This is a genomic window from Tabrizicola sp. (assembly GCF_051645465.1).
In the GTDB taxonomy this organism is placed as follows: Bacteria; Pseudomonadota; Alphaproteobacteria; order Rhodobacterales; family Rhodobacteraceae; genus Tabrizicola.
On the sequence record NZ_JBOFBI010000286.1, the window covers coordinates 1 to 14,244 of the forward strand.

A 14,244-nucleotide genomic window follows, 5' to 3' on the forward strand; every position below is an offset into this window, starting at 1 on the left:
TAGAACTGGATCGTGTGCCGGACGGGATAGCGGGAGTGTTTGCGCAGCAGAAAAGCGATGTTCAGCACGCTCAGCATCGTCGATTGCTGCCGTTTCAGGCGGCCTGCCATCGCCTCGTGATGGTAAATCTTCGCGTCCGCGGCGGCGACGTTCCAGCCATGGCGCGAGAAGCGATAGGTCGCGTCGAGGTCTTCGGCCGAGGCATAGGCGAGAAGATCGTTGTCGAAGGGTTCCGCCAGCGCCACCGACCGCCGCACCGTCATGCGGTATCCGGCAATTGTCGTCAGCGGATAGACCCGGTCCGGGGCTTGGGCGGCAACGGTCGCTTCGTCGGGGCAGTGCCATTGGCGATCATAGGGAATGAAGACCCGATCGGCGGACATCATCAGAAGCTCGACCCAGAGGAAGCGGATCACGCGGGAGCGCGACAGGAGCCTTTCGGTCAGCGGAGCCTTCGAGGCCCCGGTCTTGGCCTCGGCCACGAGACCCGTGCCGTCGGGCATCGGGCCATCTCTGGCGGAAATGGCGGCGATGCGGTGGTCGCGGTCGGCCTCATAGATGCTGACGATCTTCTCGGCGCAATCGGGGTAGAGAAGCGCGTCGTCGTCGATGAGGAACAGGATGTCCGCCGTCGCTGCGTTGATCCCATGGTTGCGCTGTGCCGGAAGCGACTTCTTCGGCGCGGGAAGGTAGGTCAGCGGCACGCCCGCGGCCTGAGCCATCGGGGCGATCCGGGCGTTGTTGCCCTGCCAGTCGGCGCTTGCGTCGCAGATCACGATCTCATGCGGCATCCGGGTCTGGTTCAGCGCGTGCTTGACGCAGACCTCAAGCATGTCGATGCGGTTGTAGGTCGAGACGCAGAGGGCCCAGGTCAGTTGCCCGGTCTCGGGCATGACCTTCTGCGGGTTCAGGAATTTGGGTTCGGCTGACGGCATTCAGGGCCACCTTGTTCGGGTCGGAGACCAGAGTTGCCCTGTCCGGCCGCTCCTCGCCGCCATTGCTGAAAGTGGGGATGAGAGGGTTATGGTGTGGGCGCCTTTCGATCCTGGTGTCTAGTTCTGGAAAGTACTGATCTTGACCGAACAATCGGCATGAACGACGTGGCCAGTCGCCTTCTTTGCCGGAAGGACCTTCTCGCCGATCCGGTTGATACGGTAGAGCGCGACCATTCTGTGTGTTCCGTCCGGTCGCAGCGGCCCAAGCTCGATGTCCATGAGGCTGAGATGTATGCGGTCGTCGAGCTGGTCACCCATCCGCTCCTCCAAGGCCAGGATCAGCGCGCTTTCTGCAAAGCCCAACTGGTACTCGCAATAGTCCCCACGGGCGATCTCCTCCTCGGAGAACTCGTAGCGCCGGTCGAGTACCGCCTCGTTCAGCAGGCGCTGGAAAGCGTAGACAGCCGTGGCCATCACCAACCCGCCAACAAGCAGCATGATAAGGCGCCCGACCTTTTGCACGTCACTTCCCGATCGCCTTCAGCACCGCCTCACCCAGCCCCGCCGGGCTGTCGGCCACCACGATCCCGGCGGATTTCATCGCTTCGATCTTTGATCCCGCGTCGCCCTTGCCGCCTGCGACGATTGCGCCGGCGTGACCCATCCGGCGGCCCGGAGGCGCCGTCCGGCCGGCGATGAAACCGGCGGTGGGTTTCCAGCGACCCTTTTTCTTTTCGTCGGCAAGGAACTGGGCGGCGTCCTCTTCCGCCGCGCCGCCGATCTCGCCGATCATGATGATCGAATGGGTCTCGGGGTCGGCCAGGAACATCTCGAGGATGTCGATGTGCTCCGACCCCTTGATCGGGTCGCCGCCGATGCCGACGGCGGTGGTCTGGCCAAGGCCTACGTCTGTCGTCTGTTTCACGGCTTCATAGGTAAGCGTGCCCGAGCGCGACACAACCCCGACCGAGCCTTTGGAGAAGATCGAACCGGGCATGATCCCGATCTTGCATTCGCCGGGCGTCAGGACGCCGGGGCAGTTCGGGCCGATGAGGCGGGACTTGGAATTGATCAGCGCGCGCTTCACCTTCATCATGTCGAGGACCGGGATGCCTTCGGTGATGCAGACGATCAGCGGGATCTCGGCGTCGATGGCTTCCAGGATCGAGTCGGCGGCGAAGGGTGGCGGGACGTAGATGACCGAGGCATTTGCGCCCGTCTTCTCGACCGCCTCATGGACCGAGTTGAACACCGGCAGGTCGAGGTGGGTCTCGCCGCCTTTGCCGGGGGTCACGCCGCCGACCATTTTCGTGCCGTAGGCGATGGCCTGTTCGGAGTGGAAGGTGCCCTGCGAGCCGGTGAAGCCCTGGCAGATGACCTTCGTAGCTTTGTTAACGAGAACGGACATGGAGTATCCTTTGGTGGGATCAGGTCGGGGGTCTTGGCAGCCGAAGCTCCAGTTGCACAAGGTTTGATGTCTGGAAAAGACGGACAGTTGGATCGTTCGGGCTGTCGCCCGCCGTCCAAAGCAGCATTTGGCCGACGATGCCTTCGCCCTCCACGCTCAGGTCGCTGCCCCACTGCGTTGTCGGTGCGCCGAGAAGCCCTTCTGCCCGAGCCTTGATGACGCCGCGAAGCTCGGTGAAAGCAATGGGAGTGACAGACTCATTCAGGCTGAAGTTCAGGCTGCAGTAGCTAACGCCGCCGCCGGGCAATCTGTCGCGAACGTAGCTCAGCTGCGCAAAGTTGCCGCCGGGAGGAAGCTCGATCCACTCCTCAAAAAAGGCAGCGGCCTTGTCCGTCGTGATCGCTCCAACCGCCCCGCTGCCACTGTCGTACGTGGTCTTGATCGCCGTTTCGAGATCCGCGTCGATAGTCTGGCAGCGGTTGGAGAAGGCATCAAAAAGAGCCTCGGCAGTTGGCGGGTCCGGCATGACGATGGGTGGAAAGTCGGTCGGCAGGCCAGATGCAACGGTGTCCTGGGCCAGGCCAGGGAGGGGGAGAGCAGCACAAAGCGCGATCACGAATGTCCATCCGCAGCGAAAAGCGCTCTGGCTGTCCGTGAAGCCTTGGCAGACGACGCGGGCGGATTTGTTGAAGAGGACGGACATTAAGTATCCTTGTTCGTACCATTCGCCCGGTTCGGGCCTTGTGCGGTCAGTTCACGGGTGTTGCGGTTGAGTTCAGTGTAAGCTGGATGGTGCCGAAGCCTTCTGCCACGCGGAGTTCATGTTCGGATGGAGTGCCCTGGCCGGATATCCAGCGAAACACTTGCCTGAATTCGTCAGGGTCAGAGACTTCGCCGCCGAAACGGACAGCATTCTCCCCGATCAGCTGATCGATCCGGCTTTCGGCCACAACAGGCATTTCTGCAAAACTCTGGTATGCGTCGGGCGTCGAGCCGGTGAGGCCAAGGTAGCAGGTTGTCCGTGTCGCACCCGGCAATTTCGTCTGATCGAACTTCAGAAGCACAAAGTTCCTATCGGGCAATTCGATCTGCTCCGAATAGAACAGGATTGCGCCATCAGCGCTGATGCCTCCGCCCAGCGCCTGGAAGGCGACGCCAGATGCCGAAGGAAAATCCACCGATGCCGCCGCTTGGGCTTCCGTTGCGATTTCGGCGCACCGCGTGACGAACAGATCAAGGATCTGCGTGCTCGTCGGGGCTGATTGCGCAAAGGCAGGAGTGCTGGCGGTGGCCCCCGCAAGTGCAAGCAGGACTGTCAGGCTGGGCAGGCTTCGCGTGCCTGCCCGGATCCGTTTGCCCGTCATCCCTTTACCGCCTTCACGATCTTCTCCGCCCCGTCCTTCAGGTCATCCGCCGCGATAACGTTCAGGCCGGATTTGCGGATGATGTCCTTGCCGAGCTCGACGTTCGTGCCCTCCAGCCGGACCACCAGCGGCACCTTCAGGCCGACTTCCTTCACGGCCGCGATCACGCCTTCGGCGATGATGTCGCAGCGCATGATGCCGCCGAAGATGTTGACGAGGATGCCCTTCACCTGCGGGTCACTGGTGATGATCTTGAAGGCCTCAGTCACCTTCTCCTTGGTCGCGCCGCCGCCGACGTCGAGGAAGTTCGCGGGCTCGGCGCCGTATAGCTTGATGATGTCCATCGTGGCCATCGCAAGGCCTGCGCCGTTCACCATGCAGCCGATTTCGCCATCAAGCGCGATGTAGTTCAGGTCGAACTTCGAGGCGGCGAGTTCCTTCGGGTCGACCTCGGTCTCGTCCCTCAGCGCAGCGATATCGGGGTGGCGATAGGTTGCGTTGCCGTCGAAGCCCATCTTGGCGTCGAGGAGGCGCAGGGTGCCGTCCTTCAAGACGCAGAAGGGATTGATCTCGATCATGTCCATGTCTTTGTCGAGGAAGAGCTGGTAGAGCTTCTTGATGATGCCGACACAGGCCTTGACCTGTGCGCCCGTCAGCCCCAAGGCAAAGGCCACCCGGCGGCCGTGGAAGTCCTGCAGGCCGGTGGCGGGGTCGATGGTGAAGGTGTGGATCTTTTCCGGCGTGTCGTGGGCCACGTCCTCGATCGACATGCCGCCTTCGGTGGAGGCGACGATCGAGATGCGGCTGGTGCTACGGTCGATCAGGAAGGCCAGGTAGAATTCACGGTCGATGTCGCTGCCGTCTTCGATGTAGATGCGGTTGACCTGTTTGCCTGCGGGGCCGGTCTGGATGGTGACGAGCGTGCGGCCCAGCATCTGGCGGGCAAACTCGGCGGCCTCGCCGACTGACCGCGCAAGGCGGACGCCGCCCTTGTCCCCGGCCTCGGGTTCCTTGAAGCGGCCTTTGCCGCGGCCCCCGGCGTGGATCTGCGACTTCACCACCCAGAGGGGGCCGTCAAGCTCACCCGCGGCGGTCTTGGCGTCTTCGGCCTTCAGGACGACGCGGCCATCCGAGACCGGGATGCCGTAGGTCCGGAGCAGCTCTTTCGCCTGGTATTCGTGGATGTTCATGAGGCATGTCCCCTGGGGTCTGTGAGGGCCGGGAAGTGGTCACGGGCGTTCTGGCATGGTTGCCGGCCCGTTCCAATTGGCAAATCTCTGTTAACCGCCGGTAAAGCCGAGAAAATGAATGATGTGATCACAATCCGGAAAGCTGTGATCACTAGCTTGAAATGTGTGATCACATGATAGCGATATCGGCAGGGCCAGCGGCGAATCAGCCGTCGGGGGGCCAGATTGACAAGGATCGGAGGGGCTGCGAAGCCTTGGCCTGTGTTGAGAGAGACCCGCCATGCCGCATCCCAGCGCCAATGACATCACGCAAGGACCCCTGCCACGGATCAGCCATGGGCGGGGCGTGTATCTCTGGGATGTCGAGGGGCGGAAGTACATCGACGGCTCGGGAGGGCCAGCGGTCTTTTCCATCGGCCATGGTGATCCGCGGGTCAATGCAGCGGTGGCGGCGCAGATGGAGCGGGTGGCCTACGCCTACCGCTATCTTTTCACGACCGACTCTTTGGAGGAGATGAGCGAGATCATCACGCAGGCCACGGGGCTTGCGGAGATGGTCTATACGACGAGCGGGTCTGAGGCGGTGGAAAGCGCGGTGAAGATTGCGCTGCAGTACCATTTTGACCGGGGCGAGCCGCGCCGCGTGCAGTTCGTCGGGCGAAAGCGGTCGTGGCACGGGAACACCTTGATGGCGACGGCGCTCTCCGGGTTCGAAGAACGGCAGCGCGCCTTTGCGGGAGCCTTCCGGGCGGTCGGGCGGGTGAGTGCGGCGAATGCCTACCGGCTGCCGTCAGGCGTCAGCCGCGAGGGACTGGTTGCGCATCTGGCGGCGGAGCTGGAGGCCGAAATCCAGCGGTTGGGGCCGGAGACGGTGGCCGGCTTCATCTTCGAGCCGGTCGTGGGCGCGGCGGGCGGAGCGCTGCCTGCGCCCGAGGGCTATGGCCGAGCGGTGGCCGAGGTCTGTCGTCGGCATGGAGTGCTGGTGATCTGCGACGAGGTGATGTGCGGGTCGGGCCGGACGGGCGTCTGGCGGGCGTCCGAGGATGACGGGATCATGCCAGACATCATCACGGTCGCGAAGTCGCTGTCGGGGGGATACCTGCCGCTGGGTGCGGCGGTCTATACGCAAGAGATCGCGGATGTGATGGCGGCGGGTCACGGCGGGCCACTGACGGGGCATACCTATACCGGGCATACGGCCTGTCTGGCCGCGGGTGTTGCGGTGCAGAGGATCGTTCAGGAAGAGGGGCTTCTGGCCCGCATCCGGGACAAGGGTCCGCGCTGGCAGGCCGAGCTGCGCGCGCGGCTGGCGCATCTGCCCGAAGTTGGTGACGTGCGGGGGCGGGGGTATTTCATCGGGGTGGAGATGGTGGCCGACCCCGAAACCAAGGCGCCCTTTGCGGCGGCACTGGGGTTGAATGGCCGTATCCGCGCCGAAGGCTTGCGGCGGGGGCTCATCTGCTATCCGTCCGGCGGGCATGTGGATGGCGCGGCGGGGGACACGGTGATCCTGGCCCCGCCATTCAACGCGACCGATGCCGAACTGGACGAGATCGCGGACAAGCTGGTGGCGGTGCTGGAAGCGGTGCTCGCGGGGTTGCCGAAGGCGTGACCGGCGGGCTGGGGCGTCCATGAAATTGAGCGCCTTGCGGCGCGAAGACCTTTTGTCTCGCCTCTGCGCGTGAAGAACGCGCAGCGGCTCGGGTGCCTCCGGCGGGGATACTTGGGCAAATGTGAAAGGACTGGTCGGAGGAAAGTTGGCGAGGTCGATATGATCTCGCCGACGGGTCTGGGTCAGTTCAGGAAGACGGCGAAGAGCATCGAGTCGCCCTGGACGAAGCTTTCGAAGTCGTTCCACGATGCGGCGCTCATCTGGGGGCCTTTCTCGGCATAGGGCAGAAGGCCTTCGCCCTGAATCCAGGTAATCAGGTCGACGGGGGGCGGATCGTCGAACATCTTCTTGACGTTGATCCCGGCTTCGGCCCCGAAGCGCCAGTGCGGGACCAGCGCTTCTCCCTTCAGAAGCTTTTCGGCATCGGCCAGGACAGCCTGCCAGCGCTCGCCGGTGCCAGGTGGCATCATGATGCCAAGGCCCGAGGCCTGCTTGTCGTTCGGGACCCATTCGCCCTTGTTGTCGCTTTCCAGTGCGACCAGCGACCAGAAGCGGCGGTTTTCCTGAATCATCGACAGGAAGTGACCGTGGGCGTCCTGGGCCAGCGCCTTGTCCGGGGTCTTGGCCAGGGCATGCAGCACCATGGCCGCGCGGTCGACCTGGCGGCCGAACATCATGTCCATCGCGTTGTTGGGGGGCGTTTCGCCCCAGAGCGCGTAGATCGCTTTGGAACTGTCGAGGACGCGTTGGATCGCAGGCTCCGGGTCGTAGGCCAGGGTGACCGAGGCGAAGCCGGAGAGGAAGTGGGTGTAGGCCTGCAGCCACGCGGCGTCGGCGGTGTCGAAGGTGATGACCGGGTCTTCGAGTTGCACCCCGATCATTCGCCCGCCACCGAGGGCGAGGCCGGTGACCGAGCCTATGTCCTCGCCTTCGTCGCGGGTGCCACTTTGGTTGATGTCGAACCAGAGGTCGGCGAGGCGGATGTCGAGCGCGAAGGGCTTGTCGCCGAGCTGGGTGAGGGCGGTTCGGGCGGCTTCCATATCGGCATCGAGGCCGGTGATCAGCGTGGTGAAGTCGGCGGGCGCGAAGGGGCGGGCGTTCGGGTTTTCCGGGATCGGCAGGCGGAGGATGGGAAGCTCGGACCAGTCAGCCTGCACTCCGGTCTGCCAGCGGAGCTGCAGCGCGGCTTCGATGCCGCCGAGGAAGCGGAGGCCGGCGAGGGCGAAAAGCTCTTCGTTGGTGGGGGAGGGCAGGGCCGCGAGGCGCGCTTCGGTCGGGGCGAGGCCGGTGCGGCCGATTTCTTCGGAGAGGGTCTCGGCTGTTGCTGGCGCGGTGGCCAGGACAAGCGCGAGGGCGAGGGATCGCATGGGTGCCTCCTTCATGTTGGCAGGGCGAATCTGGCGAAGGGCCGGGGGCGGCGCAAGTCGGGATGGCCGGAGCTTGCGAAGTGAGAACTAGAGGCCCGGTGGCGGCGAGGCGGTCCAGAGGACCTGGCCTCGCGGGAGGAGCATTGGTTTGCGGACAGGGGTCAGGCCTGCGTCTCTGATGGCGGTTTCAACCGAGGTTTCTGTGACGTGATAGGGTGGGCGGTCGGGGTGGGTGACGACGCCGTCGGGTTGGCGGGTTGGTTTGGGGTCGTCGGAGAGGAAGAGCGAGACGAGGGCGGTGCGGAGGTTGGGGAAGCGGCGGAGGTTGGTGAGGGCCTGGGGGAGGGCCGGGGCCGGGAGGTGGGTGAAGACACCGAAGGCGATGGCGAGGGTGATGGTGTCGGGGATGCCGGGGTAGGTGAAGTCGGCGTCCTCCACGAGGTGGTCGAGGGGGAGGCGGTCGGGGTCGGGGAGTTCCGTTTCCCGCCCGTGCCGCATCAGGGCGAGGGAGGCGTCGGTGCCCCAGTAGTGGCCGGGCTTCAGGAAGGGGACGGCCAGGTGGCCGAGGCGGAGCGATCCGCAGCCGATGTCGAGGAGGTGGTCTTCGGGGGTCATGCCCTCGGCCTGGAGGGCGGCCATCTGGACCCGGGCGGTTTCGTCCCAGCGGCCGCCGACGATGTCGCGGTGGCGGCCCTTGGCGATGGCCTCGTCATAGAAGCCGGGGGCGAGGTAGGGGGAGGCCAGTCTTGAAGTCGGGGGCCTGGTCAGCTCTTGGGGTCCTTCTGGGCGGCTGCGGCCTTCAGGCGGGCGAGGAGTTGTTCCTTGGTTTCCCGAGGTGGCGTGGTCGATTTCGGCGCGCCCTTCTGGGCGTGGTCGGGGCCGCGAGGGGCTCGGCGGGCACCCTTGGGGTTGCCGGATTTGGAGTAGTCCATGGGGGTCTCCCGGGTCTTGGATGATCAGGGGATGCCGGATTTGGGGGGCGGGGGCAAGGGGGATGGGGGCCGCAAGGGCGTAACGCTGAGTTACGGGAGGTGGGGGTGAGGGATTTCAAGGGGTTGGTTGGGGGGCGTTAGGGATTTGTTAGGTGATGTCCGTCATCTTGCAGATCATGTCGCGATACCTCCGCCCCCGCGTTGTCGGCGCTTCGGTATTCTTCACCGTCGCTTTGGCAGATCGTCGCGCGCGGACTTTGGTCGAGCAGGTGGACGCTTTGCGCGAGGCGGTTCGGGTGACGAAGGCCGAGCGGCCTTTCCGGATCGATGCCTGGGTGGTGTTGCCGGAACACATGCATGCGGTCTGGACCTTGCCGGAGGGGGATGCGGATTATTCGGTGCGGTGGAAAGAGATCAAGACGCGGTTCACCAAGTCCGTTGGTCGTGTCGGTCCGCGCAGCGCATCGAAGATCGCCAGGGGCGAAGCGGGGGTCTGGCAGCGGCGGTTTTGGGATCACCACATCCGCGACGAGCGCGATTTTGCCGCGCATTTGCGGTATTGTTGGTGGAACCCGGTGAAACACGGGTTTGTTGAGCGGCCCGTGGAATGGCCGTATTCGTCAATCCATCGGGAGATCCGTTTGGGGCAGGTCGAACCGGAGTGGGCCGGGATCACGTTCGACGGGGCGTTCGGGGAGTAGGGTGGGTGAAACCCACCATGGTTCGGTCGGGTTTGGAAGATTATATAGGATATTCAAACGGTTGCGTTGGTTGGCAATGTTGGTGGTGGGTTGGCACCCACCCTACGCTTGCTGGTGTGGATTGGTATGTAAATTCAGACGTTTGCGTTGGTTGATGATGGGGGTAGTGGGTTGGCACCCACCCTACGCTTGCTCGTCCACTGACCGGATCACCCTTGCGGGATTGCCGGCCGCCAGCACTCGCGCCGGGATCGACTTGGTGACCACCGATCCAGCCCCGATCGTCGTGCCGTCGCCGATCGTGACCCCCGGCAGGATGATCGAACCCGCCCCGATCCAGCACATCTTGCCCACCGTGATCGGCTTGGCGGACCCGATGGGGCGAAACGGGATGATCGGCGCGTCGGGGGTTTCCACATAGCGGTCTTCCGGCTTCAAAGGATGGTTGACCGTCAGGAACTGCACGTTTGGCCCAACCATGGTTCCATACCCAAGCGTGATCCACGCGCTGTCCAGGAAAACCGAGCCCTGATTGACAAAGACCCGGTCCCCCAGCCGCACATGCACGCCGTATTCCATGAAGAAGGGTGGCACGATGACCGCACTCCCCGTCATCTCGCCGACGATCGCGCGCAAGGCCTCGGTCCGGCCCTGCATGTCGGCGGGCGGCAAAGCCATGAGCGCGGCGGTGCCCGCCTGCGCCCGGGCGGTCAGGGCAAAGAGTTCGGGATCGACGCCGGTATAGGGGTCGCCATCCACCATCCTCTGGTAATTCGACTTTTCCGATCCGTCGAGAATGTCCAAGTTCGGGTCCTCCAATCAAGATGAAGTCCGGATAGGTCCGGATTTGCGCAATAGGCCTGTTGGACCCCCGCTTTCACGGGGGTGACAGGGTAGGCGTGGGTGTTGGGCCGGGCGAGGCCGACTTATGAACCGCCGTCAGTTCAGGAACACCATCATCAGCCCGGAATTGCCGGTCATCATCTGTTCGAAGGCGCGGAGGTTCTGGTCTGACACGACCGGGCCCTTTTCCAGATAGGGCAAGGCGGCAGAACCCTGGAACCAGCCGATCAGGCTGCCAGGCTGGGGGTCATCGAAGAGCTTGCCGAGGTTGATGCCCTGGCCCGCCGCTCCGCGCCCGAACGGGATAAGCAGACGCCCCTGAAGCAGCGCCTCGGCATCGGCGAGGACGGCGAGCCACATGTCGCCGGTGCCGGGCGGCAGAGTCAGCCCTAGGGCCGAGGTTTGTTTGTCGTTCGGGATCCACTCGCGGTCATTATCGGTTTCCTTGGCGACCATGGCCCAGAAGCGGCGATTTTCGGCAATCATCTGCAGGAAATGCGCCTTGGCGGCTTTCGAGCGTTCGGCGTTGGGCGTCTGGCGCAGGGCCTCGCCGACTGCGACGGCTTCGTCGATATACGGACCGATCCAATTGTCGTTCTCCGGAACGATGCCGAGCGCCGTCCTGGTGGCGATAACCTCATCAATCGCGGCGGCGGGATCATAAGTCAGGATGCTGTTCGAGACGCCCGAGAGCAGGTGTGTGTAGGCGAGAAGCCAGGCTGCATCTGCCCCATCGAAACGGATCACGGGAAGCGGGGCGCTGGGGTCGCGGTCGGACCATCGCCAGCCCATCAGTTGAGGGCCAAGGATCGCGCCCGCATCTTCCTTTGCGTCACGGGTGCCGTTCATGTTGATGTCAAACCAGAGATCGTCGAAGGCGATGTCCAAAGCAAAGTCGGCGTCTGGCGGCATTGTGGTCAGCGTGCTGCGCGCCTTGCCCATGCCTGCGTCGACATCGGCAAAGAGCTTGCTGATGATTGCGCCGCTGAAGGGCTCGGGCAAGGGGTTTGGTGGTACCGGAAGCCGCAGGACTGGTACACTCATGACGTTGGTTATCGCGCTGGTCCCGCCGGTGCGCCATTGGGTTTGGAGCGCGGTTTCGATGGCGGAGAGGAAGTGGAGGCCGCCAATCGCGAAGGACTCGGCGTCGGTGTGGGGACGGGAGAGGCTTTCGAGCGTCGTGAGGGTGGCCGCGATCCCCTTTTCGCCGATGCTGGCGGAGATGTCGATTTCGGCGAGGGCGGGGGAAGCGAGCGCAAGTGCTATGAGGGAGGCGGCGAGATGGCGCATGGTATGCTCCTTTTGAGCCGTTTGAACAACGTTCAATAGAAGCATCATGCGCGCCCGAGGGCGCGCTTGCAATCTGGTGCCGGGTCGGGCTTTCCGGACTTACGTGAGCGAGGGATCGATGCCTTTGCAGGCGGTGACCAGGCCTTTGACGGCGTCGACGGACTTGTCAAACATGGTCTTCTCGGTCGCGTCGAGCTTGACCTCGACCACGCGCTCGACCCCGCCGGCGCCGAGGATCACCGGGACGCCGACATACATGCCGTCAAGCCCGTAGGCGCCTTTCACATGGGCGGCGCAGGGGAGGAGGCGTTTTTGGTCTTTCAGGAACGCTTCGGCCATTTCGACCGCTGACGCGGCGGGGGCGTAGAAGGCGGAGCCGGTCTTCAGGAGGCCGACGATCTCGGCGCCGCCGTCGCGGGTGCGCTGGACGATGGCGTCAAGCTTTTCCTGCGTGGTCCAGCCCATGGCGACGAGGTCGGGCAGGGGGATGCCGCCGACGGTGGAGTAGCGGACGGAAGGAACCATCGTGTCGCCGTGGCCGCCGAGGACGAAGGCGGTGACGTCTTTCATCGAGACGTTGAATTCGAGGGAGAGGAAGTGGCGGAAGCGGGCGGAGTCGAGGACGCCTGCCATTCCGACGACCTTGTTGTGGGGGAGGCCGGAGAACTCACGCAGGGCCCAGACCATGGCGTCGAGGGGGTTGGTGATGCAGATCACGAAGGCGTTGGGGGCGTGTTCCTTGATGCCCTCGCCGACCGATTTCATGACCTTGAGGTTGATGCCGAGGAGGTCGTCGCGGCTCATCCCCGGCTTGCGGGGGACGCCGGCGGTGACGATGCAGACGTCGGCTCCGGCGATGTCGGCGTAGGAGTTGGTGCCCTGGAGGCCTGCGTCAAAGCCTTCGACCGGACCGGACTGCGCGATGTCGAGCGACTTGCCCTGCGGCGTGCCCTCGGCGATGTCGAAGAGGATGACGTCGCCGAGTTCCTTCAGCGCGATGAGATGGGCAAGCGTGCCGCCGATCTGACCGGCGCCGATGAGGGCGATCTTGGGTCTGGCCATGGGAGCCTCCTGAGGGGGTGAATCGGGGGGCAGGGGTAGCCGCTTCGCGGGCGTCTGTCCAGCACCCGAGTTGGTTTCGGTATACGGTTGTATGCGAAAGATTGCCGCTTCCGGGCCGAGGGTATACGGGTTAGCGGTAACCCCTGCGGAGGGTGCGATGGAAGAGGCGGGATTCTGGCTGGCGGCGGTGATCGCGGCGGGGCTGGTGGGGATGGGCAAGGGCGGCGTGCCGATCGTGGGCATGCTCGCGGTGCCGGTCATGGCGCTGGTGATGAACCCGCTTATGGCGGCGGGGCTGCTGCTGCCGGTCTATGTCGTGTCGGACATGTTCGGGCTTTATGCCTACCGGCATGCCTTCGACCGGCGGGTGCTGGCGATTGTCCTGCCGGGGGCTGTCGCGGGGATCGGCTTTGGCTGGGCGACTGCGACGGTGGTGCCGGAGGTGGCGGTGACGCTGCTGGTGGGCGTCATCGGGGTGGCCTTTGCGCTGAACCTGATACTGCGGAGGCCGGTCGTAGCGGAGCCACAGGAGCCGAGGGTCGGGCCGGGGCTCTTCTGGGGGACGGTGACGGGGTTCACGAGCTTTGTCAGCCACGCAGGTGCGCCGCCGTATCAGGTCTATACCCTGCCGTTGGGGATGACGAAGGCGGTCTTTGCCGGGACCTCGACGATTGCGTTTGCGGTGATCAATGCGGTGAAGCTGGTGCCCTACTACGCGCTGGGGCAGCTGAACCTCGAGAACCTGAAGACCGCGGCGCTCTTGTCGGTTCCGGCGGCGGGGGCGGTGTTTCTGGGGGTGTACCTGGTGAAGCGCCTGCCCGAGAAGCTGTTCTTCCGGCTGGTGACCTGGTCGCTTTTGCTGATCTCGCTGAAGCTGATCTGGGATGGCGCGGGCGGGTTGATCTAGGCCCGATCAGGCATCGAAGATCATCATCGCTGTCGCCACGGCGGCCCTAAGCGCCTCGCGGCTGCTTCCGGCCTTGGCTGCGGCGGCGATGCCGAGACCGAAAGCGCCGATGAACTCGACCAGCGCTTCGGCGTCGAGATGGCGAGGAAGATCGCCCTCGATCGCGGCACGCTGCGCGCGGCGAAGCATGGTCGCGCGGTTTTTGGCGATGCTGTCCAGAAGCTGCACGCGCAGGTCAACAGGAAAGCCGGGTCGGGTGGATTCGGCCAGTGTCGTGGCGGCCATACAGCCGCAAGGCACGGTCCCGCCGGTGCAGAGGTCGACATAGCCCTGCAGCATCGTCTCCATCCCCTGCCGCAAGCTGGAGCTTGCTGCGAAGGCATTCATCAGGGCCGAACCCGGGCCAAGGTTGTAGCGGTTCAGTGCGGCGGCAAAGAGCGACTCTTTGTCGCCGAAGGCTGCGTACAGCGAGGGCTTGTTCAGTCCGGTCGCCGCCATCAGGTCGGTGTAGGATGTCCCGTCATAGCCCTGACGCCAGAACACGTCCTGGGCTTGGTTCAAGACCTGATCGGGATCAAAGCCGCGCGGCCTTCCACGGGATTTTTCGGTGCCGTCCATCTTCGCCTCTTGACC

General features: G+C 64.3%; 16 protein-coding genes. 3 read left to right on the top strand and 13 right to left on the bottom strand.

The window, feature by feature from the left end; genetic code table 11:
* The 6 genes from ACRCSW_RS17890 to sucC all read right to left on the bottom strand — a co-directional run.
* Window positions 1-935: glycosyltransferase (locus ACRCSW_RS17890; protein ID WP_438707003.1), on the bottom strand; the 935-nt coding region annotated here is incomplete at its 3' end.
* Window positions 936-1,052: 117 nt separating this feature from the next.
* A complete protein-coding gene (locus tag ACRCSW_RS17895; protein WP_438707004.1) occupies window positions 1,053-1,433 on the bottom strand; it encodes a hypothetical protein in 381 nt (126 codons plus the stop codon).
* Between the two features lie 25 nt (window positions 1,434-1,458).
* The gene (sucD, locus tag ACRCSW_RS17900; RefSeq protein WP_438707005.1) at window positions 1,459-2,343 is read right to left on the bottom strand and encodes a succinate--CoA ligase subunit alpha; all 885 of its coding nucleotides are present in this window, start codon (window positions 2,341-2,343) and stop codon (window positions 1,459-1,461) included.
* 19 nt (window positions 2,344-2,362) lie between these two features.
* Entirely contained in the window at window positions 2,363-3,046 is a 684-nt protein-coding gene (locus ACRCSW_RS17905; protein ID WP_438707006.1) for a hypothetical protein, read from the bottom strand.
* A 46-nt stretch (window positions 3,047-3,092) separates the two neighbouring features.
* Window positions 3,093-3,707 (bottom strand): hypothetical protein, encoded by a 615-nt coding sequence (locus ACRCSW_RS17910; protein ID WP_438707007.1) that lies wholly within the window; start codon window positions 3,705-3,707, stop codon window positions 3,093-3,095.
* A complete protein-coding gene (sucC, locus tag ACRCSW_RS17915; RefSeq protein ID WP_438707008.1) occupies window positions 3,704-4,897 on the bottom strand; it encodes an ADP-forming succinate--CoA ligase subunit beta in 1,194 nt (397 codons plus the stop codon). Before sucC ends, ACRCSW_RS17910 begins: the two co-directional genes overlap by 4 nt.
* A 280-nt stretch (window positions 4,898-5,177) precedes the next feature.
* On the opposite strand from sucC, the gene ACRCSW_RS17920 reads away from it, so the two are divergent.
* On the top strand, window positions 5,178-6,509 hold the full coding sequence (locus ACRCSW_RS17920; RefSeq protein ID WP_438707009.1) for an aminotransferase family protein: 1,332 nt from the start codon (window positions 5,178-5,180) through the stop codon (window positions 6,507-6,509).
* Window positions 6,510-6,691: 182 nt separating this feature from the next.
* Here the strand turns inward: ACRCSW_RS17920 and ACRCSW_RS17925 are convergent, their stop codons facing one another.
* The 3 genes from ACRCSW_RS17925 to ACRCSW_RS17935 all read right to left on the bottom strand — a co-directional run bounded on the left by ACRCSW_RS17925 (window position 6,692) and on the right by ACRCSW_RS17935 (window position 8,808).
* Window positions 6,692-7,876 carry a hypothetical protein gene (locus ACRCSW_RS17925; RefSeq protein ID WP_438707010.1) on the bottom strand — a complete coding sequence of 395 codons (1,185 nt, stop codon included), beginning with the start codon at window positions 7,874-7,876 and terminating at the stop codon, window positions 6,692-6,694.
* 87 nt (window positions 7,877-7,963) lie between these two features.
* Entirely contained in the window at window positions 7,964-8,491 is a 528-nt protein-coding gene (locus ACRCSW_RS17930) for a class I SAM-dependent methyltransferase (protein ID WP_438707011.1), read from the bottom strand.
* 149 nt (window positions 8,492-8,640) lie between these two features.
* Entirely contained in the window at window positions 8,641-8,808 is a 168-nt protein-coding gene (locus tag ACRCSW_RS17935) for a hypothetical protein (RefSeq protein ID WP_438707012.1), read from the bottom strand.
* 176 nt (window positions 8,809-8,984) lie between these two features.
* Between ACRCSW_RS17935 and ACRCSW_RS17940 the strand changes: the two genes are divergently transcribed.
* On the top strand, window positions 8,985-9,509 hold the full coding sequence (locus ACRCSW_RS17940; protein WP_438707018.1) for an REP-associated tyrosine transposase: 525 nt from the start codon (window positions 8,985-8,987) through the stop codon (window positions 9,507-9,509).
* A 183-nt stretch (window positions 9,510-9,692) separates the two neighbouring features.
* On the opposite strand, the gene ACRCSW_RS17945 is transcribed toward ACRCSW_RS17940, so the two are convergent.
* From ACRCSW_RS17945 to mdh, 3 genes are all read right to left on the bottom strand, one after another.
* Complete coding sequence (locus ACRCSW_RS17945) at window positions 9,693-10,313, bottom strand: sugar O-acetyltransferase (RefSeq protein ID WP_438707013.1); 621 nt, start codon at window positions 10,311-10,313, stop codon at window positions 9,693-9,695.
* A gap of 135 nt (window positions 10,314-10,448) precedes the next feature.
* Window positions 10,449-11,642 (bottom strand): hypothetical protein, encoded by a 1,194-nt coding sequence (locus ACRCSW_RS17950; protein ID WP_438707014.1) that lies wholly within the window; start codon window positions 11,640-11,642, stop codon window positions 10,449-10,451.
* A gap of 99 nt (window positions 11,643-11,741) precedes the next feature.
* The gene (mdh, locus tag ACRCSW_RS17955; protein ID WP_438707015.1) at window positions 11,742-12,704 is read right to left on the bottom strand and encodes a malate dehydrogenase; all 963 of its coding nucleotides are present in this window, start codon (window positions 12,702-12,704) and stop codon (window positions 11,742-11,744) included.
* 157 nt (window positions 12,705-12,861) lie between these two features.
* Between mdh and ACRCSW_RS17960 the strand changes: the two genes are divergently transcribed.
* The gene (locus ACRCSW_RS17960; RefSeq protein WP_438707016.1) at window positions 12,862-13,611 is read left to right on the top strand and encodes a sulfite exporter TauE/SafE family protein; all 750 of its coding nucleotides are present in this window, start codon (window positions 12,862-12,864) and stop codon (window positions 13,609-13,611) included.
* A 6-nt stretch (window positions 13,612-13,617) separates the two neighbouring features.
* Here the strand turns inward: ACRCSW_RS17960 and ACRCSW_RS17965 are convergent.
* A partial coding sequence (locus ACRCSW_RS17965; protein ID WP_438707017.1) for a TetR/AcrR family transcriptional regulator occupies window positions 13,618-14,244 on the bottom strand: 627 nt, incomplete at its 5' end.

What these genes read in the sequence shown, in the direction of transcription:
- ACRCSW_RS17930 (WP_438707011.1), bottom strand. Translation starts at nt 8,491, where the DNA reads ATGACCCCCGAAGACCACCTCCTCGACATCGGCTGCGGATCGCTCCGC.
- ACRCSW_RS17940 (WP_438707018.1), top strand. Translation starts at nt 8,985, where the DNA reads ATGTCGCGATACCTCCGCCCCCGCGTTGTCGGCGCTTCGGTATTCTTC.
- ACRCSW_RS17895 (WP_438707004.1), bottom strand. Translation starts at nt 1,433, where the DNA reads ATGCTGCTTGTTGGCGGGTTGGTGATGGCCACGGCTGTCTACGCTTTC.
- ACRCSW_RS17920 (WP_438707009.1), top strand. Translation starts at nt 5,178, where the DNA reads ATGCCGCATCCCAGCGCCAATGACATCACGCAAGGACCCCTGCCACGG.
- ACRCSW_RS17960 (WP_438707016.1), top strand. Translation starts at nt 12,862, where the DNA reads ATGGAAGAGGCGGGATTCTGGCTGGCGGCGGTGATCGCGGCGGGGCTG.
- sucC (WP_438707008.1), bottom strand. Translation starts at nt 4,897, where the DNA reads ATGAACATCCACGAATACCAGGCGAAAGAGCTGCTCCGGACCTACGGC.
- ACRCSW_RS17925 (WP_438707010.1), bottom strand. Translation starts at nt 7,876, where the DNA reads ATGCGATCCCTCGCCCTCGCGCTTGTCCTGGCCACCGCGCCAGCAACA.
- sucD (WP_438707005.1), bottom strand. Translation starts at nt 2,343, where the DNA reads ATGTCCGTTCTCGTTAACAAAGCTACGAAGGTCATCTGCCAGGGCTTC.
- ACRCSW_RS17950 (WP_438707014.1), bottom strand. Translation starts at nt 11,642, where the DNA reads ATGCGCCATCTCGCCGCCTCCCTCATAGCACTTGCGCTCGCTTCCCCC.
- ACRCSW_RS17905 (WP_438707006.1), bottom strand. Translation starts at nt 3,046, where the DNA reads ATGTCCGTCCTCTTCAACAAATCCGCCCGCGTCGTCTGCCAAGGCTTC.
- ACRCSW_RS17935 (WP_438707012.1), bottom strand. Translation starts at nt 8,808, where the DNA reads ATGGACTACTCCAAATCCGGCAACCCCAAGGGTGCCCGCCGAGCCCCT.
- mdh (WP_438707015.1), bottom strand. Translation starts at nt 12,704, where the DNA reads ATGGCCAGACCCAAGATCGCCCTCATCGGCGCCGGTCAGATCGGCGGC.
- ACRCSW_RS17910 (WP_438707007.1), bottom strand. Translation starts at nt 3,707, where the DNA reads ATGACGGGCAAACGGATCCGGGCAGGCACGCGAAGCCTGCCCAGCCTG.